The following is an 18,352-nucleotide window of genomic DNA, read 5'->3' on the forward strand; positions in this document are numbered from 1 at the left end:
ACGGAAACCTCGCTGTGATTAACAAACTCTCCCGGCTGCTTGACGCAGCAAATATTTCGCTCTCCGATCAACAAAAACAGCAGCTGGTTGGCTATGTGGAGCTGCTGCATAAGTGGAATAAAGCGTATAACCTGACCTCAGTGCGCGATCCGCAGCAAATGCTGGTACGCCATATCCTCGACAGCGTGGTGGTAGAGCCGCATCTGCAGGGGGAACGCTTTATTGATGTGGGAACCGGGCCAGGACTGCCGGGTATTCCTCTGGCCATTGTCCGTCCGCAGGCGCATTTTACGCTGCTGGACAGCCTGGGTAAGCGGGTTCGCTTTCTGCGCCAGGTACAGCATGAGTTAGGACTCACTAACATTACTCCGGTACAGAGCCGGGTTGAAGAGTTCCCGGCAGATCCACCGTTTGATGGCGTCATCAGCCGGGCATTTGCCTCACTGGAAGATATGCTCACCTGGTGCCGCGCATTGCCCGGAACGCATGGACGCTTTTATGCCCTGAAAGGCGTGCGTCCGGATGAGGAGATCGCTTCGCTGCCAGCAGGCTTTAGTGTAGAAAAAATTGAAGCCTTACGCGTTCCGGAACTGGAAGGCGAGCGTCATCTTGTGGTGATTTCGCAGCAATAAGCCTGCAAAAAGCAGGGTTTTATTCAGCTTCTGGCAGCCGCACCACCGTCAGGGCTGAATAAAAAAACAGCGGTTGAACGCATGGTGACACACGCGTTTATTCGGCAGGGGAGGGGAAAGGCGTTAACATCCTTCGCCGTAATTATCCGAAAAGCGTTGTTACATTTAACGATTAATTCACATTTTATTGCCACTAATGTCACATGATAACGGCTGTTTTCTGCTTTCGATTATCACGCAGGGAAATATGACACGGCAATAAATCGGCGGGCGTAATATTATTATTTCAATTTTAATTCTGTCCGCAGTGTCAACCGGATGTTTTTATCGGAAAAGAGTGAGCTGAAGCAGATTTAAATTTATAAGGCTATGATTTTAAAAGTTTAAAACACCCTGATTATTAATGCGGATTATGCATTCTGATAAATTTTTCAGCGTCTGGTTGTTTATTATGTGATCTGCAGCACGCTTTATATCTCGCTTGAGCCAGAAAACGGCAACGTCGCTGACGGCTCTCCGGGTTATGAATCTTTGGAAAAATAGCCCTTCAGAAAGAAATTTAAATAATTGTTCACCTTTTCGCTACTTAGCGATTGAAATCGCAGGTGCGGCCCGTATAATTTGCACGGCTTTTGCTGCTTGACTCAAAACGGCAAAGGCAGTCTTATACGACACGCGACATACCCCGTTCGGGGCAGGAGAGTTAAGCGTCATGTCAGTGTCTCTTTACAGTGTGAAATTAGCCCGAGCCGTTCTGGTTGTCCAGCTGGTGACGTTTGTCGTAATCGGTGCGCTGTTTGCTCTGAAAGACGTCACCTGGGGCGCCTCTGCTATCGCGGGTGGTGTGGCAGCCTGGCTGCCAAACATACTGTTCACGTTTTTAGCCTGGCGTCTGCAGGATCAAACACCGGCTAAAGGGCGTGTCGCCTGGAGTTTCGCCCTGGGTGAAGTTCTTAAGGTGTTCGCCACCGTTATTTTTCTCGCTGTGGCGTTGGGTGGGTTCGGAGCGGTCTTCTGGCCACTCGCAATCACCTGGTTATCGGTGCTGGTGGTGCAAATCGTCGCACCGGCTGTAATTAACAACAAAGGGTAAGAGGCATCATGGCCGCAGGAGAAATCTCAACGCCGCAGGAATACATAGGACATCATCTGACGCATCTTCAGATGGACCTGCGTACTTTCGAGCTGGTGAATGCACACGACGCGCCAGCAACATTCTGGACGTTAAACCTGGACTCCATGTTTTTCTCTGTTGCACTGGGAGTATTGTTCCTTGTGCTGTTCCGCAGCGTGGCGAAAAGCGTCACCAGCGGCGTGCCAGGGAAAATGCAGGCGGCTATCGAGCTGGTTGTCGGCTTTGTTGATAGCAACGTTCGCGACATGTACCACGGTAAAAGTAAAGTTATCGCCCCGCTGGCTCTGACAATTTTTGTCTGGGTCTTCCTGATGAACTTCATGGATCTGCTGCCTATTGATTTGCTGCCGTTTATCGGTGAGCACTATCTGGGCCTGCCGGCGCTGCGCGTCGTGCCGTCAGCAGACGTGAACATCACGCTATCTATGGCGCTGGGCGTATTTATTTTGATTCTGTTCTACAGCATCAAAATGAAAGGGGTAGGCGGCTTTGCTAAAGAGCTGACTCTGCAGCCTTTTAATCACCCGATCTTCATCCCCATCAACCTGATTCTTGAAGGTGTCAGCCTGCTGTCAAAACCGGTTTCACTCGGTCTGCGACTGTTCGGCAACATGTATGCGGGTGAGCTGATCTTTATCCTGATTGCCGGTCTGCTGCCGTGGTGGTCGCAGTGGGTGCTGAATGTGCCATGGGCCATTTTCCACATCCTGATTATTTCGCTGCAGGCTTTCATTTTCATGGTCCTCACGATTGTCTATCTGTCGATGGCATCTGAAGAACATTGATTTTTTTCTCAACAACTTAAGCATAACTGAAACAAACTGGAGACTGTCATGGAAAACCTGAATATGGATCTGCTGTACATGGCTGCCGCTGTGATGATGGGTCTGGCGGCAATCGGTGCTGCGATCGGTATCGGCATCCTCGGAGGTAAATTCCTGGAAGGCGCAGCGCGTCAGCCGGATCTGATCCCTCTGCTGCGTACGCAGTTCTTTGTTGTAATGGGTCTGGTGGATGCAATCCCGATGATCGCTGTTGGTCTGGGTCTCTACGTGATGTTTGCTGTCGCCTAAAGCCTGTAGCCATTGTTCACTCATGGCACCTGGTGTGATGAGGAACAGATTCTGCCGTTTATCAATGATAGCGGCAGAGCACGTTAACTTAATAAGAGGCATTGTGCTGTGAACATTAACGCAACAATCCTCGGCCAGGCCATCGCGTTCATCCTGTTTGTCGCGTTCTGCATGAAGTACGTATGGCCACCGATCATGGCTGCCATCGAAAAGCGCCAGAAAGAAATTGCTGAAGGCCTTGCTTCTGCTGAACGCGCGAAGAAAGATTTGGATCTCGCGCAGGCCAATGCGACCGACCAGCTGAAAAAAGCGAAGGAAGAAGCTCAGGTCATTATCGAGCAGGCGAACAAACGCCGTGCCCAGATTCTGGACGAAGCCAAAACTGAAGCTGAAACTGAACGTAACCGCATCGTCACTCAGGCGCAGGCAGAAATTGAAGCCGAGCGCTCACGTGCACGTGAAGAGCTGCGTAAACAGGTCGCGTTGCTGGCATTAGCTGGCGCCGAGAAAATCATCGAACGTTCCGTGGATGAAGCTGCTAACAGCGACATCGTTGATAAACTGGTCGCTGAACTGTAAGGAGGGAGGGGCTGATGTCTGATCTGATTACTGTAGCTCGCCCCTACGCCAAAGCAGCTTTTGACTTTGCTGTTGAGCATCAAAGTATCGAACGCTGGCAGACCATGCTGGCGTTTGCCGCAGAAGTGGCTCGCAACGAACAGATGGCAGAAGTACTTTCCGGTGCCTTAGCACCTGAAGCGCTATCTGCCTCTTTCAATGCAGTCTGTGGTGATCAACTTGATGAACACGCTCAGAACCTGATCAAGGTAATGGCGGAGAACGGACGTTTGACAGCGCTTCCAGACGTACTGGAGCAATTTATTCAACTGCGTGACGCTTATGAAGCGACAGCCGAAGTTGATGTAATCTCCGCCAGTGCGCTGAGTGACAGCCAGCTGACCAAAATCAGCACCGCGATGGAAAAACGTCTGTCACGCAAAGTTAAGCTGAATTGCAAAATTGATAAGTCTGTATTGGCAGGTGTGGTTATCCGTGCGGGTGACCTGGTGATTGATGGCAGCGTGCGCGGCCGTCTTGACCGTCTGGCAGACGTCTTGCAGTCTTAAGGGGACTGGAGCATATGCAACTGAATTCCACCGAAATCAGCGAACTGATCAAGCAGCGCATTGCTCAGTTCAATGTCGTGAGTGAAGCTCACAACGAAGGTACTATTGTTTCTGTAAGTGACGGTATCATCCGCGTACACGGCCTGGCCGATGTTATGCAGGGTGAAATGATTGCCCTGCCGGGCAACCGTTACGCTATCGCACTGAACCTCGAGCGCGACTCGGTTGGTGCGGTCGTTATGGGCCCGTACGCTGACCTTGCCGAAGGCATGAAGGTTAAGTGCACCGGTCGTATTCTGGAAGTACCGGTTGGCCGTGGCCTGCTGGGTCGCGTGGTGAACACCCTGGGTGCACCTATCGACGGTAAAGGCGCAATCGACAACGACGGCTTCTCGCCGGTTGAAATGATTGCACCAGGCGTTATCGATCGTCAGTCTGTTGACCAGCCTGTTCAGACTGGTTACAAATCTGTCGATGCGATGATTCCAATCGGCCGTGGCCAGCGTGAGCTGATCATCGGTGACCGTCAGACCGGTAAGACTGCAATGGCTATCGACGCCATCATCAACCAGCGTGATTCAGGCATCAAGTGTGTCTACGTTGCGATTGGTCAGAAAGCGTCAACCATCTCTAACGTGGTTCGCAAGCTGGAAGAGCACGGCGCGCTGGCTAACACCATCGTGGTTGTGGCTTCTGCATCGGAGTCTGCTGCGCTGCAGTACCTGTCTCCATACGCTGGCTGTGCCATGGGCGAATACTTCCGCGACCGCGGTGAAGATGCGCTGATCGTTTACGATGACCTCTCTAAGCAGGCTATCGCTTACCGTCAGATCTCCCTGCTGCTGCGCCGCCCACCAGGCCGTGAAGCATTCCCGGGCGACGTGTTCTATCTCCACTCTCGTCTGCTGGAGCGTGCATCACGCGTAAGCGCTGACTACGTTGAGCGTTTCACCAACGGTGCTGTGAAAGGCCAGACCGGTTCTCTGACCGCGCTGCCAATCATTGAAACCCAGGCTGGTGACGTTTCTGCGTTCGTTCCGACCAACGTTATCTCGATCACTGATGGTCAGATCTTCCTGGAGTCGAACCTGTTCAACTCCGGTATCCGTCCAGCCGTTAACCCGGGTATCTCCGTATCCCGTGTTGGTGGTGCTGCACAGACCAAGATCATCAAGAAACTGTCCGGTGGTATTCGTACCGCGCTGGCACAGTATCGTGAACTGGCAGCGTTCTCTCAGTTCGCTTCCGATCTGGATGATGCAACGCGTAAACAGCTGAGCCACGGTCAGAAAGTGACCGAGCTGCTGAAACAGAAACAGTATGCGCCAATGTCCGTTGCGCAGCAGGGTCTGGTGCTGTTTGCTGCTGAGCGCGGCTTCCTGAACGACGTTGAACTGGCGAAAATCGGCAGCTTCGAAGCCGCTCTGCTGGCGTACGCCGATCGCGAACACGCTGAGCTGATGGCTGAAATCAACCAGGCGGGTAACTACAACAACGATATCGAAGCGAAGCTGAAAGGCCTGCTCGAAACGTTTAAAGCAACCCAGTCCTGGTAATGTCTGGCGGCTTGTCTGAAAAGACAGGCCGCAAGGCTTTGAGGAGAAGCTAATGGCCGGCGCAAAAGAAATACGTACCAAGATCGGAAGCGTAAAAAACACGCAGAAGATCACCAAAGCGATGGAAATGGTCGCCGCCTCCAAAATGCGTAAAACGCAGGAACGCATGGCGGCCAGCCGTCCGTATGCAGATACCATGCGCAAAGTGATTGGTCACCTTGCACTGGGTAATCTGGAATACAAGCACCCTTACCTGGATGAGCGCGACGTTAAGCGCGTCGGCTACCTGGTCGTTTCGACTGACCGCGGGCTTTGTGGTGGTTTGAACATTAACCTGTTCAAAAAATTGCTGGCTGAAATGAAAGGCTGGGCAGACAAAGGCGTTCAGAGCGATCTGGCGATTGTCGGTTCAAAAGGCGTTTCATTCTTCGGCTCCGTCGGTGGCAACGTCGTGGCTCAGGTTACCGGCATGGGCGATAAGCCTGCGCTGTCCGATCTGATCGGTCCGGTAAAAGTCATGCTGCAGGCCTACGATGAAGGCCGTATCGACAAGCTGTATATCGTCAGCAACAAGTTTAACAACACCATGTCTCAGACTCCGACCATTACCCAACTGCTGCCGTTACCGCCAGCGGAAGGTGAAGAAGAGATGAAGGCGAAGACCTGGGATTACCTGTACGAACCCGATCCGAAGGCGCTGCTCGATACGCTGCTGCGTCGTTATGTCGAATCGCAGGTTTATCAGGGTGTGGTGGAAAACCTGGCCAGTGAGCAGGCCGCGCGTATGGTAGCGATGAAAGCCGCAACCGATAACGGCGGAAACCTGATCAAAGAGCTGCAGTTGGTCTACAACAAAGCTCGTCAGGCCAGCATCACCCAGGAACTTACCGAGATCGTCTCGGGAGCCTCCGCGGTTTAACCAGGCATATATCCTGTCGCCCGATCGCGGCCGGATATTCTCGTATTAGGTAGAGGATTCAAGATGGCAGCTGGAAAGATTGTCCAGATTATCGGCGCCGTAGTTGACGTCGAATTCCCTCAGGACGCGGTACCACAGGTATACAGCGCTCTCGAGGTTAAGAATGGTGATACTCGTCTGGTGCTGGAAGTTCAGCAGCAGCTGGGTGGTGGCGTAGTACGTACTATCGCCATGGGTTCTTCTGACGGCCTGAAGCGCGGTCTGGAAGTAATCGATCTGAAAAAACCTATTCAGGTTCCGGTTGGTAAAGCGACCCTTGGCCGTATCATGAACGTGCTGGGCGAGCCTATCGACATGAAAGGCGACCTGACAGAAGAAGATGGCAGCGCAGTAGAGGTCTCCTCTATTCACCGCGCCGCGCCTTCTTATGAAGAACAGTCAAACTCGCAGGAACTGCTGGAAACCGGTATCAAGGTTATCGACCTGATGTGTCCGTTCGCTAAGGGCGGTAAAGTCGGTCTGTTCGGTGGTGCGGGCGTAGGTAAAACCGTAAACATGATGGAGCTGATCCGTAACATCGCGGCTGAGCACTCAGGTTATTCGGTCTTTGCTGGTGTGGGTGAGCGTACTCGTGAGGGTAACGACTTCTACCACGAAATGACTGACTCCAACGTTATCGATAAAGTAGCGCTGGTGTATGGCCAGATGAACGAGCCGCCGGGTAACCGTCTGCGCGTAGCACTGACCGGTCTGACCATGGCGGAAAAATTCCGTGATGAAGGCCGTGACGTTCTGCTGTTCATCGACAACATCTACCGTTACACCCTGGCAGGTACTGAAGTATCTGCACTGCTGGGTCGTATGCCATCTGCGGTAGGTTATCAGCCAACGCTGGCTGAAGAGATGGGTGTGCTGCAGGAGCGTATTACCTCTACTAAGACCGGTTCAATCACCTCCGTACAGGCCGTTTATGTTCCTGCGGATGACCTGACTGACCCGTCTCCGGCAACCACCTTTGCTCACTTAGACTCAACCGTTACGCTGAGCCGTCAGATCGCCTCTCTGGGTATCTACCCGGCCGTTGACCCGCTGGATTCTACCAGCCGTCAGCTGGATCCACTGATCGTGGGTCAGGAGCACTATGACGTCGCACGTGGCGTACAGTCACTGCTGCAGCGTTACCAGGAGCTGAAAGACATCATCGCCATCCTCGGTATGGACGAGCTGTCTGAAGAAGATAAACTGCTGGTGGCACGTGCGCGTAAGATCCAGCGCTTCCTGTCTCAGCCATTCTTTGTTGCTGAAGTCTTCACCGGTTCTCCGGGCAAATACGTGACGCTGAAAGATACCATTCGTGGTTTCAAAGGCATCATGGAAGGCGAATTCGACCACCTGCCAGAGCAGGCGTTCTACATGGTCGGCGCTATCGAAGAAGCTGTAGAAAAAGCGAAGAAACTGTAATAACGGTTTCCCGGGAGGAATGGTATGGCTATGACTTATCATCTGGACGTGGTCAGCGCGGAGCAGCAGATGTTCTCCGGTCTGGTACAGCGTATCCAGGTGTCAGGTAGCGAAGGTGAGCTGGGTATCCACCCGGGCCACGCCCCGCTGCTGACCGCCATCAAGCCTGGCATGATTCGCATCGTGAAGCAGCACGGCGACGAGGAGTATATCTACCTCTCCGGCGGCGTGCTGGAAGTACAGCCGGGCAGCACGACCGTTCTGGCCGACACCGCGATTCGTGGTGAAGACCTTGACGAAGCGCGCGCGCTGGAAGCGAAACGTAAAGCAGAAGAGCACATGAACAGCAGCCACGGCGACGTGGACTATGCTCAGGCCTCTGCAGAGCTGGCGAAAGCTATCGCGAAACTGCGTGTTATCGAGCTGACCAAAAAAGCGATGTAATCAGGCTTTATGCGTCATGAAATGCCAGCCCTCCGGGGCTGGCATTTTTTTTGCCTGCTGCCGGTGCGCATAAGTGCGCACCCTGTGAATGGCCATGTATGAAACCATTTATGGCAATCAGATGCCGGTGCGCATAAATGCGCACCCTACGGATGGCCATGTATGAAGCCATTTATGGCGATCAGATGCCGGTGCGCATAAATACACACGCTGTCCAAAACCGCACAAGCACCCCACAGGGGTGCCATTTATGGCGCCCGAAAATGGCACAACGCCCTTATCTTATGCCTTCCCCGGCGACCCGTGCTGGCCACTTTCCGCCGCTCATCCTCTTCCGCTAATTTCGCCATGAGAAAAATGTAGTAATCTCAGGGGTAAACCTTACACTTTCGAAAGTTAAATTGAGTCTGGAAAATTATGTCTGTAAGCGCGATGAGTGTGGTGATCCTGGCCGCTGGCAAAGGCACCCGTATGTATTCCGATCTGCCTAAAGTTCTGCACACCCTGGCAGGTAAACCCATGGTGCAGCATGTTATAGATGCCGCCACCGGGCTTGGGGCCCGACAGGTTCACTTGGTTTATGGTCACGGGGGTGAACTGCTGCAGCAGAAGCTGGCGCATAACGCCCTGAACTGGGTGCTGCAGGCGGAACAGCTCGGTACCGGGCACGCCATGCAGCAGGCGGCGCCCTTCTTTGCCGATGACGAAGATATTCTGATGCTGTATGGCGATGTGCCGCTTATCTCGCAGGCAACGCTGCAGCAGCTGCGCGCGGCGAAGCCCGAAGGCGGTATCGGGCTGCTGACCGTGGTGCTGGATAACCCCACCGGCTACGGCCGCATCGTGCGCGAAAACATGACTGTAACCGGCATTGTTGAGCAGAAAGATGCGTCTGCTGAGCAGCTGGCTATTCAGGAGATCAACACCGGTATTCTGATAGCCAACGGCGGCGATCTCCGGCGCTGGCTGGCACAGCTCGATAACAACAACGCCCAGGGTGAGTTCTATATCACCGATATCATCGCGATGGCGCATCAGGAAGGCCGCGTGATCAATACCGTTCATCCGGCGCGTATCAGTGAAACGGAAGGCGTAAATAATCGTCTGCAGCTGGCTACGCTGGAGCGCACTTTTCAGCAGGAGCAGGCGGAAAAACTGCTGCTGGCGGGCGTGATGCTGCGCGATCCGGCGCGTTTTGACCTGCGCGGTACGCTGGCACACGGGCGCGACGTGGAAATTGATATCGGCGTCATCATTGAAGGCGATGTCACGCTGGGCAACCGGGTAAAAATTGGCGCCGGCTGCGTGATCAAAAACAGCGTTCTGGGCGATGACTGTGAGATCAGCCCTTATTCTGTCATTGAAGATGCGACGCTGGCCGCCGCCTGCACGGTCGGCCCGTTTGCCCGGCTGCGTCCCGGCAGCGAACTGGCTGAACAGGCGCACGTCGGCAATTTTGTGGAAATGAAAAAGGCCACGCTTGGCAAAGGTTCCAAAGCGGGTCATCTCTCCTACCTGGGTGATGCGGAAATCGGCGCGGGCGTTAACATCGGCGCCGGCACCATTACCTGCAACTACGATGGCGCTAACAAATTTAAAACCATCATTGGCGATAACGTATTTGTGGGATCGGATACGCAGCTGGTAGCACCGGTCACCGTTGCGGCTGGCGCCACTATCGCCGCCGGTACCACGGTAATGAAAGATGTCACCGCCGCCGATCTGGTCTACAACCGCAAAGAACAGCAGCAGAAAGCGGGCTGGCAGCGCCCGGTGAAGAAAAAATAAATTTTAAGGACCGGCAAAGATCGGCCCGTTTAGCAGTGCCATAACGATATCCCCACTCTCTACAAGGCTCGGGGAACCGGCGCAGCCGGAAATCAGGTCAGATGACAACGCAATGGCCGAAAGCCATGAAGTCAGGAAACGAATATGTGTGGAATTGTTGGAGCAGTAGCGCAGCGTGACATTGCAGAGATCCTGCTGGAAGGTCTGCGTCGTCTGGAGTATCGCGGTTATGACTCAGCCGGTCTGGCTGTCGTCGATCGTCAGGGGCACGTGACGCGTCTGCGTCGCGTTGGCAAAGTGGCTAATCTGGCGGAGGCCGCAGATCAGCAGCCGCTGATTGGCGGTACCGGTATTGCCCACACCCGCTGGGCTACGCACGGTGAACCTTCAGAGGCAAATGCGCATCCGCACGTCTCAGAGCAGATCATCGTGGTGCATAACGGCATTATCGAAAATCATGAGCCGCTGCGCGCGCAAATGATTGAACGTGGCTACCATTTTGCCTCCGAGACGGACACCGAAGTGGTAGCGCATCTGGTGCACTGGGAGCAGAAGCAGGGCGGCACGCTGCGTGAGGTGATCCTGCGCGTGATCCCTCAGCTGCGCGGTGCTTACGGCATGGTCATCATGGACAGCCGCGATCCGTCGGTGCTGGTGGCCGCGCGCTCCGGCAGCCCGCTGGTGATTGGCCGTGGCGTGGGCGAGAACTTTATCGCATCCGATCAGCTGGCGCTGCTGCCGGTTACCCGCCGCTTTATCTACCTGGAAGAGGGGGATATTGCCGAGGTTACCCGCCGTGAAGTCACTATCATCGATCGCGAAGGCCATCAGGTGCAGCGCGCGGAGATCGAATCAAACGCGCAGTATGACGCGGGCGATAAAGGTATCTATCGCCACTATATGCAGAAAGAGATCTACGAGCAGCCCAACGCTATCAAAAATACGCTGGCGGGCCGCTTCCACGACGGGATTGTCGATCTGCGCGAACTGGGTGAGCATGCAGAGTCGCTGCTGAGCAAAGTAGAGCATATCCAGATCATCGCCTGCGGCACCTCCTACAACTCCGGTATGGTATCGCGCTACTGGTTTGAATCACTGGCAAACATCCCGTGTGACGTTGAGATCGCCTCTGAATTCCGCTACCGCAAATCCGCAGTACGCAAAAACAGCCTGCTGATCACCCTGTCGCAGTCGGGTGAAACCGCCGATACGCTGGCGGCGCTGCGCCTCTCCAAAGAGCTGGGTTATCTTGGCTCACTGGCTATCTGTAACGTCGCCGGCTCTTCGCTGGTGCGCGAATCCGATCTGGCGCTGATGACCAAAGCGGGCACGGAAATTGGCGTGGCTTCCACCAAAGCCTTTACCACGCAGCTGACGGTACTGCTGATGCTGGTGGCAAAACTGGGTCGTCTGCACGGCATGAAGCCGGAAACGGAGCATGAGATTGTGCATGCGCTGCAGGCGCTGCCTAGCCGTATTGAGCAGATGCTGGCGCAGGATAAGATCATCGAGAGCCTGGCAGAAGATTTCTCTGACAAGCATCATGCGCTGTTTCTTGGCCGCGGGGATCAATACCCGATCGCCATGGAAGGCGCGCTCAAGCTCAAAGAGATCTCCTATATTCATGCCGAAGCCTACGCGGCCGGTGAGCTGAAGCATGGCCCGCTGGCGCTGATCGATGCCGATATGCCGGTGATCGTGGTCGCACCTAACAATGAGCTGCTGGAAAAGCTGAAATCCAACATCGAAGAAGTGCGCGCACGCGGCGGCCTGCTCTATGTCTTCGCCGATGGCGATGCGGGCTTCAGCGACAGTGAAGGGATGAAAATTATCTCACTGCCGCATGTCGAGGACGTGATTGCCCCTATCTTCTACACCGTGCCGCTGCAGATGCTCTCTTATCATGTGGCGCTGATCAAAGGCACCGACGTGGACCAGCCACGTAACCTGGCAAAATCGGTTACCGTTGAGTAATCGCTAAGCCGGGCGGGCCTGCAACGGGCCCGCCCGGTTTTTATCTTCGTCATAAAACTGTCATATTTCGTACATTTCACTGTCATCAAACTGTCCTATTTTCCCTCCAGCAGCAATCACTGACTCCAACTAAAACGGCGTTAAGCCTGATTTATACTCCCCCGGAGGGAACATGACACTGATGCGTAGCACCGTAGCCCGAATCCTCGCCGCCACTTTCGCCGTCAGCGCAGTTTCTGCGTTTGCCGCCACCGATCTGACCGGCGCTGGCGGGACCTTCCCGGCCCCGGTTTATGCCAAGTGGGCAGCAGAGTATCAGCAGGCCACCGGTAGCAAAATCAACTATCAGGGGATCGGCTCTTCGGGTGGCGTAAAGCAGATCATCGCAAAAACCGTGGATTTCGGTGCTTCTGATGCGCCGATGAAAGAGGAAGATCTGCAGAAAAATGGCCTGTTCCAGTTCCCGACCGTTATCGGTGGCGTGGTGCTGGCCGTGAACATTCCGGGTGTGAAGTCGGGCGAGCTGACGCTCGATGGCAAAACCGTGGGTGACATCTATCTCGGCACCATTAAAAAATGGAACGATCCGGCGATCGCTAAGCTGAACCCGAACCTGAAACTGCCTGACACCAATATCAACGTCGTGCGCCGCGCCGACGGCTCCGGTACCTCCTTTGTGTTTACCAGCTATCTGACCAAAGTGAACACGGACTGGGCAAGCAAAATAGGCAAAGGCAACACCGTTAACTGGCCAACCGGTCTTGGCGGTAAAGGCAACGATGGCGTGGCCGCTTTCGTGCAGCGTCTGCCGGGTTCAATTGGCTATGTCGAATACGCCTACGCGAAACAGAACAACCTGACCTACACCAAACTGCTGGATGCGGATGGCAAACCGGTGGCGCCGAGTGAAAGCAGCTTTGCCAACGCCGCCAAAGGCGCTGACTGGAGCAGCTCGTTTGCTCAGGACCTGACGTTCCAGAAAGGTGACGACGCGTGGCCGATCGCCTCCACCACTTTTATCCTGATTTACAAAGATCAGGCTAATGCGGAGAAGGGCGCGGAAGTGCTGAAGTTCTTTGACTGGGCCTATAAAGGCGGCAGCAAAACTGCAACGGCGCTGGATTACGCGGCGCTGCCGGAGAGCGTGGTGACGCAGATCCGTGCGGCATGGAAAGCGAATATCAAAGACAGCAGCGGCAAAGCGCTCTGGCAGTAAGCCATTGTCAGGCTCGGCTACTGGCTGAGTATCCCGGGGGCGGCCGCCTGGTCGCCCTGCATATCCTCTGAGAACCGAGAATTTTATGGCTGCTACCAAGCCGGCATTCAAAGCACCGGGTAAGCAAGGCGACATGATTTTTGGCGCGCTGGTTAAACTCTCTGCGCTGATTGTCCTGCTGCTGCTGGGTGGCATTATTGTCTCCCTGATCGTCTCCTCCTGGCCCAGCATTCAGAAGTTTGGCTTCGCCTTTCTCTGGACCAAAACCTGGGATGCACCAAACGAAGAGTTTGGCGCTCTGGTGCCGATTTACGGCACGCTGGTGACCTCACTGATCGCATTAATCATCGCGGTACCGGTAAGCTTCGGAATCGCACTGTTTCTGACCGAGCTGGCACCCGGCTGGCTGCGTCGTCCGCTGGGCACCGCCATTGAACTGCTGGCGGCCATCCCGAGCATTGTTTATGGCATGTGGGGCCTGTTTATCTTCGCGCCGCTGTTTGCCGAATATTTTCAGACGCCGGTTGGCAACGTCCTCGCTAACATTCCCATCGTCGGCACGCTGTTCTCTGGCCCGGCGTTTGGTATCGGTATCCTGGCCGCAGGCGTCATCCTGGCGATTATGATCATTCCTTATATCGCCTCGGTAATGCGCGACGTCTTTGAACAGACGCCGGTGATGATGAAAGAGTCCGCGTATGGCATCGGCTGCACGACCTGGGAGGTGATCTGGCGTATCGTGCTGCCGTTTACCAAAAACGGCGTCATCGGCGGCGTGATGCTGGGACTGGGGCGGGCGCTGGGAGAGACCATGGCGGTGACCTTTATTATCGGTAACACCTACCAGCTCGACAGCGCTTCGCTGTTTATGCCCGGCAACAGTATCACCTCAGCGCTGGCTAACGAGTTTGCTGAAGCGGAATCGGGCGTGCATGTCGCTGCGCTGATGGAGCTGGGCCTGATCCTGTTTGTGATCACCTTTATCGTCCTGGCGATCTCGAAGCTGATGATCCTGCGGCTGGCAAAAAGTGAAGGGGCCCGTTCATGACCGCAATTGAAATGCAGAGCCGTACTGAGCTGGAAGCGTCGCGCCGCAAAATGCAGGCGTGGCGCAGTACAAAAAATAAAATCGCCCTGACGCTGTCGCTGCTGACCATGGCGTTTGGCCTCTTCTGGCTGATCTGGATCCTGTTCACCACGGTGACTAAAGGTGTCGATGGGCTGAGCTGGTCGCTGTTTACCGAATCAACACCGCCGCCCAACACCGCCGGCGGCGGGCTGGCAAATGCGCTGGCGGGCAGCGGCCTGCTGATTTTCTGGTCCACCTTTTTCGGGACGCCGCTGGGCATTATGGCCGGGATCTGGCTGGCGGAGTATGGCCGTAAAAACTGGCTGGCAGAGGTGATCCGCTTTATTAACGACATTCTGCTCTCCGCGCCCTCTATCGTGGTCGGACTATTTGTCTACACCATTGTGGTATCACAGATGCAGCACTTCTCCGGCTGGGCAGGCGTTGCGGCGCTGGCGCTGCTGCAGATCCCGATTGTGATCCGTACCACCGAGAATATGCTGCGGCTGGTGCCGGACAGCATGCGCGAAGCGGCATACGCGCTGGGCACACCAAAGTGGAAGATGATCTCAGCCATCACGCTGAAAGCGTCTGTCTCCGGCATCATTACCGGCGTACTGCTGGCGATTGCGCGTATCGCAGGTGAAACCGCTCCGCTGCTGTTTACCGCGCTCTCTAACCAGTTCTGGAGCACTGACATGATGCAGCCGGTGGCCAACCTGCCGGTCACCATTTTCAAGTTCGCTATGAGCCCGTTTGCCGAATGGCAGAGCCTGGCGTGGGCTGGCGTGCTGATCATTACGCTGTGCGTGCTGCTGCTGAACATTGTTGCCCGCATGATTTTCGCCAAAGGCAAACACTAATTTTCCGGCGCGGCTCTGGCGGCGCTGCATAAGAGAGATGAGCAATGAGTATGGCAACCCCTTCTGCCGGTAAAATCCAGGTGCGTAATCTGAACTTTCATTATGGTAAGTTCCACGCGCTGAAAGATATCAACCTGGATATTGCCCGCAATCAGGTCACCGCGTTTATCGGTCCGTCGGGCTGCGGGAAATCCACGCTGCTGCGCACGTTTAATAAAATGTATTCACTCTACCCGGAGCAGCGCGCAGAAGGTGAGATCCTGCTGGATGGCGATAATATTCTCGCGTCGCACCAGGATATCGCCCTGCTGCGCGCGCGCGTCGGCATGGTCTTTCAGAAGCCAACGCCGTTTCCGATGTCAATTTACGACAATATCGCCTTCGGCGTGCGCCTGTTTGAGAAGCTGTCGCGCGCGGATATGGATGAGCGCGTGCAGTGGGCGCTGACTAAAGCCGCGCTGTGGAACGAAACCAAAGACAAGCTTCATCAGAGCGGTTACAGTCTTTCCGGCGGGCAGCAGCAGCGTCTCTGCATCGCGCGCGGTATCGCTATCCGGCCGGAAGTGCTGCTGCTGGATGAGCCCTGCTCGGCGCTGGACCCGATCTCCACCGGCCGCATTGAGGAGCTGATCACCGAGCTCAAGCAGGATTACACCGTGGTGATTGTGACGCACAACATGCAGCAGGCCGCCCGCTGCTCCGATCATACGGCGTTTATGTATCTTGGCGAGCTGATTGAGTTCAGCGACACCGATACGCTGTTTACCAAACCCGCGCAGAAGCAGACTGAAGATTACATCACCGGTCGTTACGGCTGATTCAGGAGAGACTCATGGATAATTTAAATCTTAATAAACATATCTCCGGTCAGTTTAATGCCGAGCTGGAGCATATTCGCACGCAGGTGATGATCATGGGCGGCATGGTGGAGCAGCAGCTCACCGACGCCATTACCGCCATGCATAATCAGGATGCGGAGCTGGCACGCCGGGTGATTGAAGGCGACCAGAAGGTCAATATGATGGAGGTAGAGATTGATGAGGCGTGCGTGCGTATTATCGCCAAGCGTCAGCCTACCGCCAGCGACCTGCGACTGGTCATGGCCATTATCAAAGCGATCTCTGAACTAGAGCGTATTGGTGACGTGGCGGAAAAAATCAGCCGCACCGCGCTGGAGAAGTTTGGTCAGCAGCATCTGCCGCTGCTGGTCAGCCTGGAGTCGCTGGGTCATCACACGGTGCAGATGCTGCATGACGTGCTGGATGCGTTTGCGCGCATGGATCTCAGCGCTGCCATCACCATCTACCGTGAAGATAAAAAAGTGGATAAAGAGTATGAAGGCATCGTGCGCCAGCTGATGACCTACATGATGGAAGATCCGCGCACGATCCCCAGCGTGCTGACCGCCCTGTTCTGCGCGCGCGCGATCGAGCGTATCGGCGATCGCTGTCAGAATATCTGCGAAATTATCTTCTATTTTGTTAAGGGGCAGGATTTCCGTCACGTTGGCGGCGACCGGCTGGATGAACTGCTCTCCGGCGACGACGGCAGCAATCGCCCTACCTGACCCTCTCCTCCGGCTGCCTGTGCGGCAGCCATTACCATTTCTGATTAGTCACTCCGCCGCCCGCTCTTTATACTTGGCGCACTTTTTTTCGCCAGGTGCTCTTTTATGTCCCTTTCCCGCTCTGCTAAACCTGCCGTAACGCCGGCTAAAGCGATGCTGGCCGCAATCAGCGGCTACGCCATGGATGGATTTGATCTGCTGATCCTCGGTTTTATGCTGCCGGCCATCAGCGTGTCACTGATGCTTGACCCGTCAGAGGCGGGCTCGCTGGTGACCTGGACGCTGATTGGTGCAGTGATCGGCGGTATTCTGTTTGGTCATCTCAGCGATCGCTATGGCCGGATCCGTATCCTGACGGTAACGATACTGATGTTTTCACTGTTTACCGGCCTGTGCGCGGTAGCGCAGGGCTACTGGGATCTGCTGGCGTACCGGACTCTGGCCGGGGTGGGGCTGGGCGGCGAGTTTGGTATCGGTATGGCGCTGATTGCCGAAGCCTGGCCGCAGGAGAAGCGCAACCGGGCGTCGGCCTGGGTCGGCATCGGCTGGCAGCTCGGCGTGCTGCTGGCCGCCTTTATTACGCCGCCGCTGCTCAGCGTGATTGGCTGGCGCGGCATGTTTCTGGTGGGTATGCTGCCGGCACTGCTCTCATTCGTGCTGCGGCGCAGTATGGGTGAGCCGGAGAGCTTTACAAGAGAGGTGAAAAACGTACCGGCCCTCTCGTTTACCGCCCGCATAAAGCTGCTGTTTGCTGACCACGCCACTCGTAAAGCGAGCCTGGGTATTTTTATCCTCTGTTCGGTACAGAACTTTGGCTATTACGGTCTGATGATCTGGATGCCGAGCTATCTCTCCTCCAGCTTTGGTTTCAGCCTGACAAAATCGGGGCTGTGGACCGCGGTGACGGTAGTGGGCATGACCCTGGGTATCTGGCTGTTTGGCGTACTGGCCGATCGCTTCGCCCGCTGGAAAATTTTTCTGTTGTACCAGTTCGGTGCCGTGGTGATGGTGGTGGTCTACGCGCAGCTGCGCGATCCGACGGTAATGCTGTTTACCGGCGCCATCATGGGGATGTTTGTTAACGGCATGATTGGCGGCTATGGCGCGCTGATCTCCGATACGTTCCCGCCGCAGGCGCGTGCTACCGCGCAAAATGTGCTGTTTAACCTCGGGCGCGGCGTCGGCGGTTTTGGTCCGCTGGTAATTGGCGCGCTGGCTACGCAGATTTCCTTCACCGCCGCTATTACGCTGCTGGCGCTGATTTATCTGCTGGATATTTTCGCCACGCTGTTTCTGCTGCCTAAAAAGCAAAGCAATGAAGATTCGCTGGGCGCGATAGGCTGATAGCCTGCGCGCATGCCAGGGGCAGCCTCAGACGCAATCGTCACGCCCGGGGCGCATAAATGCGCCCCCTACAGAATATTGCAGGGCATCCGTAGGGGCGGCATTAATGCCGCCCTGGTGTCAGCCGATGCCGCCGTATATCAGGGGCGCATAAATGCGCCCCCTACAGAACATTGCAGGGGCA

Annotated in this window: 18 protein-coding genes; all 18 read left to right on the forward strand. The window is 55.2% G+C overall.

Going from position 1 to position 18,352, the window contains the following annotated elements; genetic code table 11:
* The first annotated feature begins 14 nt into the window (after nucleotides 1–14).
* The 18 genes from rsmG (at nucleotide 15) to F3I15_RS10025 (ending at nucleotide 18,168) form a co-directional block, all read left to right on the forward strand.
* On the forward strand, nucleotides 15–632 hold the full coding sequence (gene rsmG / locus F3I15_RS09940) for a 16S rRNA (guanine(527)-N(7))-methyltransferase RsmG (RefSeq protein WP_065647899.1): 618 nt from the start codon (nucleotides 15–17) through the stop codon (nucleotides 630–632).
* Nucleotides 633–1,344: 712 nt separating this feature from the next.
* Entirely contained in the window at nucleotides 1,345–1,725 is a 381-nt protein-coding gene (gene atpI / locus F3I15_RS09945; protein WP_039381414.1) for a F0F1 ATP synthase subunit I, read from the forward strand.
* An 8-nt stretch (nucleotides 1,726–1,733) separates the two neighbouring features.
* A complete protein-coding gene (atpB, locus tag F3I15_RS09950; protein ID WP_039381416.1) occupies nucleotides 1,734–2,552 on the forward strand; it encodes a F0F1 ATP synthase subunit A in 819 nt (272 codons plus the stop codon).
* 48 nt (nucleotides 2,553–2,600) lie between these two features.
* Nucleotides 2,601–2,840: a F0F1 ATP synthase subunit C gene (atpE, locus tag F3I15_RS09955; protein WP_003849523.1), complete on the forward strand. Its 240-nt coding sequence runs from the start codon at nucleotides 2,601–2,603 to the stop codon at nucleotides 2,838–2,840.
* Nucleotides 2,841–2,948: 108 nt separating this feature from the next.
* Nucleotides 2,949–3,419, forward strand: coding sequence for a F0F1 ATP synthase subunit B (gene atpF, locus F3I15_RS09960; RefSeq protein WP_039381418.1), 471 nt, complete (start codon nucleotides 2,949–2,951; stop codon nucleotides 3,417–3,419).
* A gap of 14 nt (nucleotides 3,420–3,433) precedes the next feature.
* A complete protein-coding gene (atpH, locus tag F3I15_RS09965) occupies nucleotides 3,434–3,967 on the forward strand; it encodes a F0F1 ATP synthase subunit delta (protein ID WP_039381423.1) in 534 nt (177 codons plus the stop codon).
* Nucleotides 3,968–3,981: 14 nt separating this feature from the next.
* Nucleotides 3,982–5,523, forward strand: coding sequence for a F0F1 ATP synthase subunit alpha (gene atpA, locus F3I15_RS09970; RefSeq protein ID WP_039381427.1), 1,542 nt, complete (start codon nucleotides 3,982–3,984; stop codon nucleotides 5,521–5,523).
* Nucleotides 5,524–5,575: 52 nt separating this feature from the next.
* Nucleotides 5,576–6,442, forward strand: coding sequence for a F0F1 ATP synthase subunit gamma (atpG, locus tag F3I15_RS09975; RefSeq protein WP_039381430.1), 867 nt, complete (start codon nucleotides 5,576–5,578; stop codon nucleotides 6,440–6,442).
* A gap of 63 nt (nucleotides 6,443–6,505) precedes the next feature.
* A complete protein-coding gene (gene atpD / locus F3I15_RS09980) occupies nucleotides 6,506–7,903 on the forward strand; it encodes a F0F1 ATP synthase subunit beta (protein ID WP_039381434.1) in 1,398 nt (465 codons plus the stop codon).
* Nucleotides 7,904–7,927: 24 nt separating this feature from the next.
* Nucleotides 7,928–8,347: a F0F1 ATP synthase subunit epsilon gene (locus tag F3I15_RS09985; protein ID WP_039381436.1), complete on the forward strand. Its 420-nt coding sequence runs from the start codon at nucleotides 7,928–7,930 to the stop codon at nucleotides 8,345–8,347.
* 417 nt (nucleotides 8,348–8,764) lie between these two features.
* Complete coding sequence (gene glmU / locus F3I15_RS09990; protein ID WP_150017784.1) at nucleotides 8,765–10,135, forward strand: bifunctional UDP-N-acetylglucosamine diphosphorylase/glucosamine-1-phosphate N-acetyltransferase GlmU; 1,371 nt, start codon at nucleotides 8,765–8,767, stop codon at nucleotides 10,133–10,135.
* 144 nt (nucleotides 10,136–10,279) lie between these two features.
* A complete protein-coding gene (gene glmS / locus F3I15_RS09995; protein WP_150017786.1) occupies nucleotides 10,280–12,109 on the forward strand; it encodes a glutamine--fructose-6-phosphate transaminase (isomerizing) in 1,830 nt (609 codons plus the stop codon).
* A gap of 172 nt (nucleotides 12,110–12,281) precedes the next feature.
* Nucleotides 12,282–13,325 carry a phosphate ABC transporter substrate-binding protein PstS gene (pstS, locus tag F3I15_RS10000; protein WP_039381445.1) on the forward strand — a complete coding sequence of 348 codons (1,044 nt, stop codon included), beginning with the start codon at nucleotides 12,282–12,284 and terminating at the stop codon, nucleotides 13,323–13,325.
* 85 nt (nucleotides 13,326–13,410) lie between these two features.
* Nucleotides 13,411–14,373, forward strand: coding sequence for a phosphate ABC transporter permease PstC (pstC, locus tag F3I15_RS10005; RefSeq protein WP_039381448.1), 963 nt, complete (start codon nucleotides 13,411–13,413; stop codon nucleotides 14,371–14,373).
* Complete coding sequence (gene pstA, locus F3I15_RS10010; RefSeq protein WP_150017788.1) at nucleotides 14,370–15,257, forward strand: phosphate ABC transporter permease PstA; 888 nt, start codon at nucleotides 14,370–14,372, stop codon at nucleotides 15,255–15,257. Before pstC ends, pstA begins: the two co-directional genes overlap by 4 nt.
* Nucleotides 15,258–15,301: 44 nt before the next feature.
* Nucleotides 15,302–16,075, forward strand: coding sequence for a phosphate ABC transporter ATP-binding protein PstB (pstB, locus tag F3I15_RS10015; protein ID WP_039381453.1), 774 nt, complete (start codon nucleotides 15,302–15,304; stop codon nucleotides 16,073–16,075).
* Nucleotides 16,076–16,089: 14 nt separating this feature from the next.
* Nucleotides 16,090–16,824, forward strand: a complete 735-nt coding sequence (phoU, locus tag F3I15_RS10020; RefSeq protein ID WP_071668257.1) for a phosphate signaling complex protein PhoU — start codon at nucleotides 16,090–16,092, stop codon at nucleotides 16,822–16,824.
* 105 nt (nucleotides 16,825–16,929) lie between these two features.
* Nucleotides 16,930–18,168 carry an MFS transporter gene (locus tag F3I15_RS10025; protein WP_150017790.1) on the forward strand — a complete coding sequence of 413 codons (1,239 nt, stop codon included), beginning with the start codon at nucleotides 16,930–16,932 and terminating at the stop codon, nucleotides 18,166–18,168.
* The last annotated feature ends 184 nt before the right edge of the window (nucleotides 18,169–18,352 follow it).

Source organism: Pantoea sp. M_9 (genome assembly GCF_008631385.1).
In the GTDB taxonomy this organism is placed as follows: Bacteria; Pseudomonadota; Gammaproteobacteria; order Enterobacterales; family Enterobacteriaceae; genus Pantoea; species Pantoea eucrina.

Coding starts and splice junctions, on each gene's coding strand:
- atpI (WP_039381414.1), top strand. CDS start 1,345: ATGTCAGTGTCTCTTTACAGTGTGAAATTAGCCCGAGCCGTTCTGGTT.
- atpB (WP_039381416.1), top strand. CDS start 1,734: ATGGCCGCAGGAGAAATCTCAACGCCGCAGGAATACATAGGACATCAT.
- atpE (WP_003849523.1), top strand. CDS start 2,601: ATGGAAAACCTGAATATGGATCTGCTGTACATGGCTGCCGCTGTGATG.
- atpH (WP_039381423.1), top strand. CDS start 3,434: ATGTCTGATCTGATTACTGTAGCTCGCCCCTACGCCAAAGCAGCTTTT.
- atpA (WP_039381427.1), top strand. CDS start 3,982: ATGCAACTGAATTCCACCGAAATCAGCGAACTGATCAAGCAGCGCATT.
- atpG (WP_039381430.1), top strand. CDS start 5,576: ATGGCCGGCGCAAAAGAAATACGTACCAAGATCGGAAGCGTAAAAAAC.
- atpD (WP_039381434.1), top strand. CDS start 6,506: ATGGCAGCTGGAAAGATTGTCCAGATTATCGGCGCCGTAGTTGACGTC.
- F3I15_RS09985 (WP_039381436.1), top strand. CDS start 7,928: ATGGCTATGACTTATCATCTGGACGTGGTCAGCGCGGAGCAGCAGATG.
- glmU (WP_150017784.1), top strand. CDS start 8,765: ATGTCTGTAAGCGCGATGAGTGTGGTGATCCTGGCCGCTGGCAAAGGC.
- glmS (WP_150017786.1), top strand. CDS start 10,280: ATGTGTGGAATTGTTGGAGCAGTAGCGCAGCGTGACATTGCAGAGATC.
- pstS (WP_039381445.1), top strand. CDS start 12,282: ATGACACTGATGCGTAGCACCGTAGCCCGAATCCTCGCCGCCACTTTC.
- pstC (WP_039381448.1), top strand. CDS start 13,411: ATGGCTGCTACCAAGCCGGCATTCAAAGCACCGGGTAAGCAAGGCGAC.
- pstA (WP_150017788.1), top strand. CDS start 14,370: ATGACCGCAATTGAAATGCAGAGCCGTACTGAGCTGGAAGCGTCGCGC.
- pstB (WP_039381453.1), top strand. CDS start 15,302: ATGAGTATGGCAACCCCTTCTGCCGGTAAAATCCAGGTGCGTAATCTG.
- phoU (WP_071668257.1), top strand. CDS start 16,090: ATGGATAATTTAAATCTTAATAAACATATCTCCGGTCAGTTTAATGCC.
- F3I15_RS10025 (WP_150017790.1), top strand. CDS start 16,930: ATGTCCCTTTCCCGCTCTGCTAAACCTGCCGTAACGCCGGCTAAAGCG.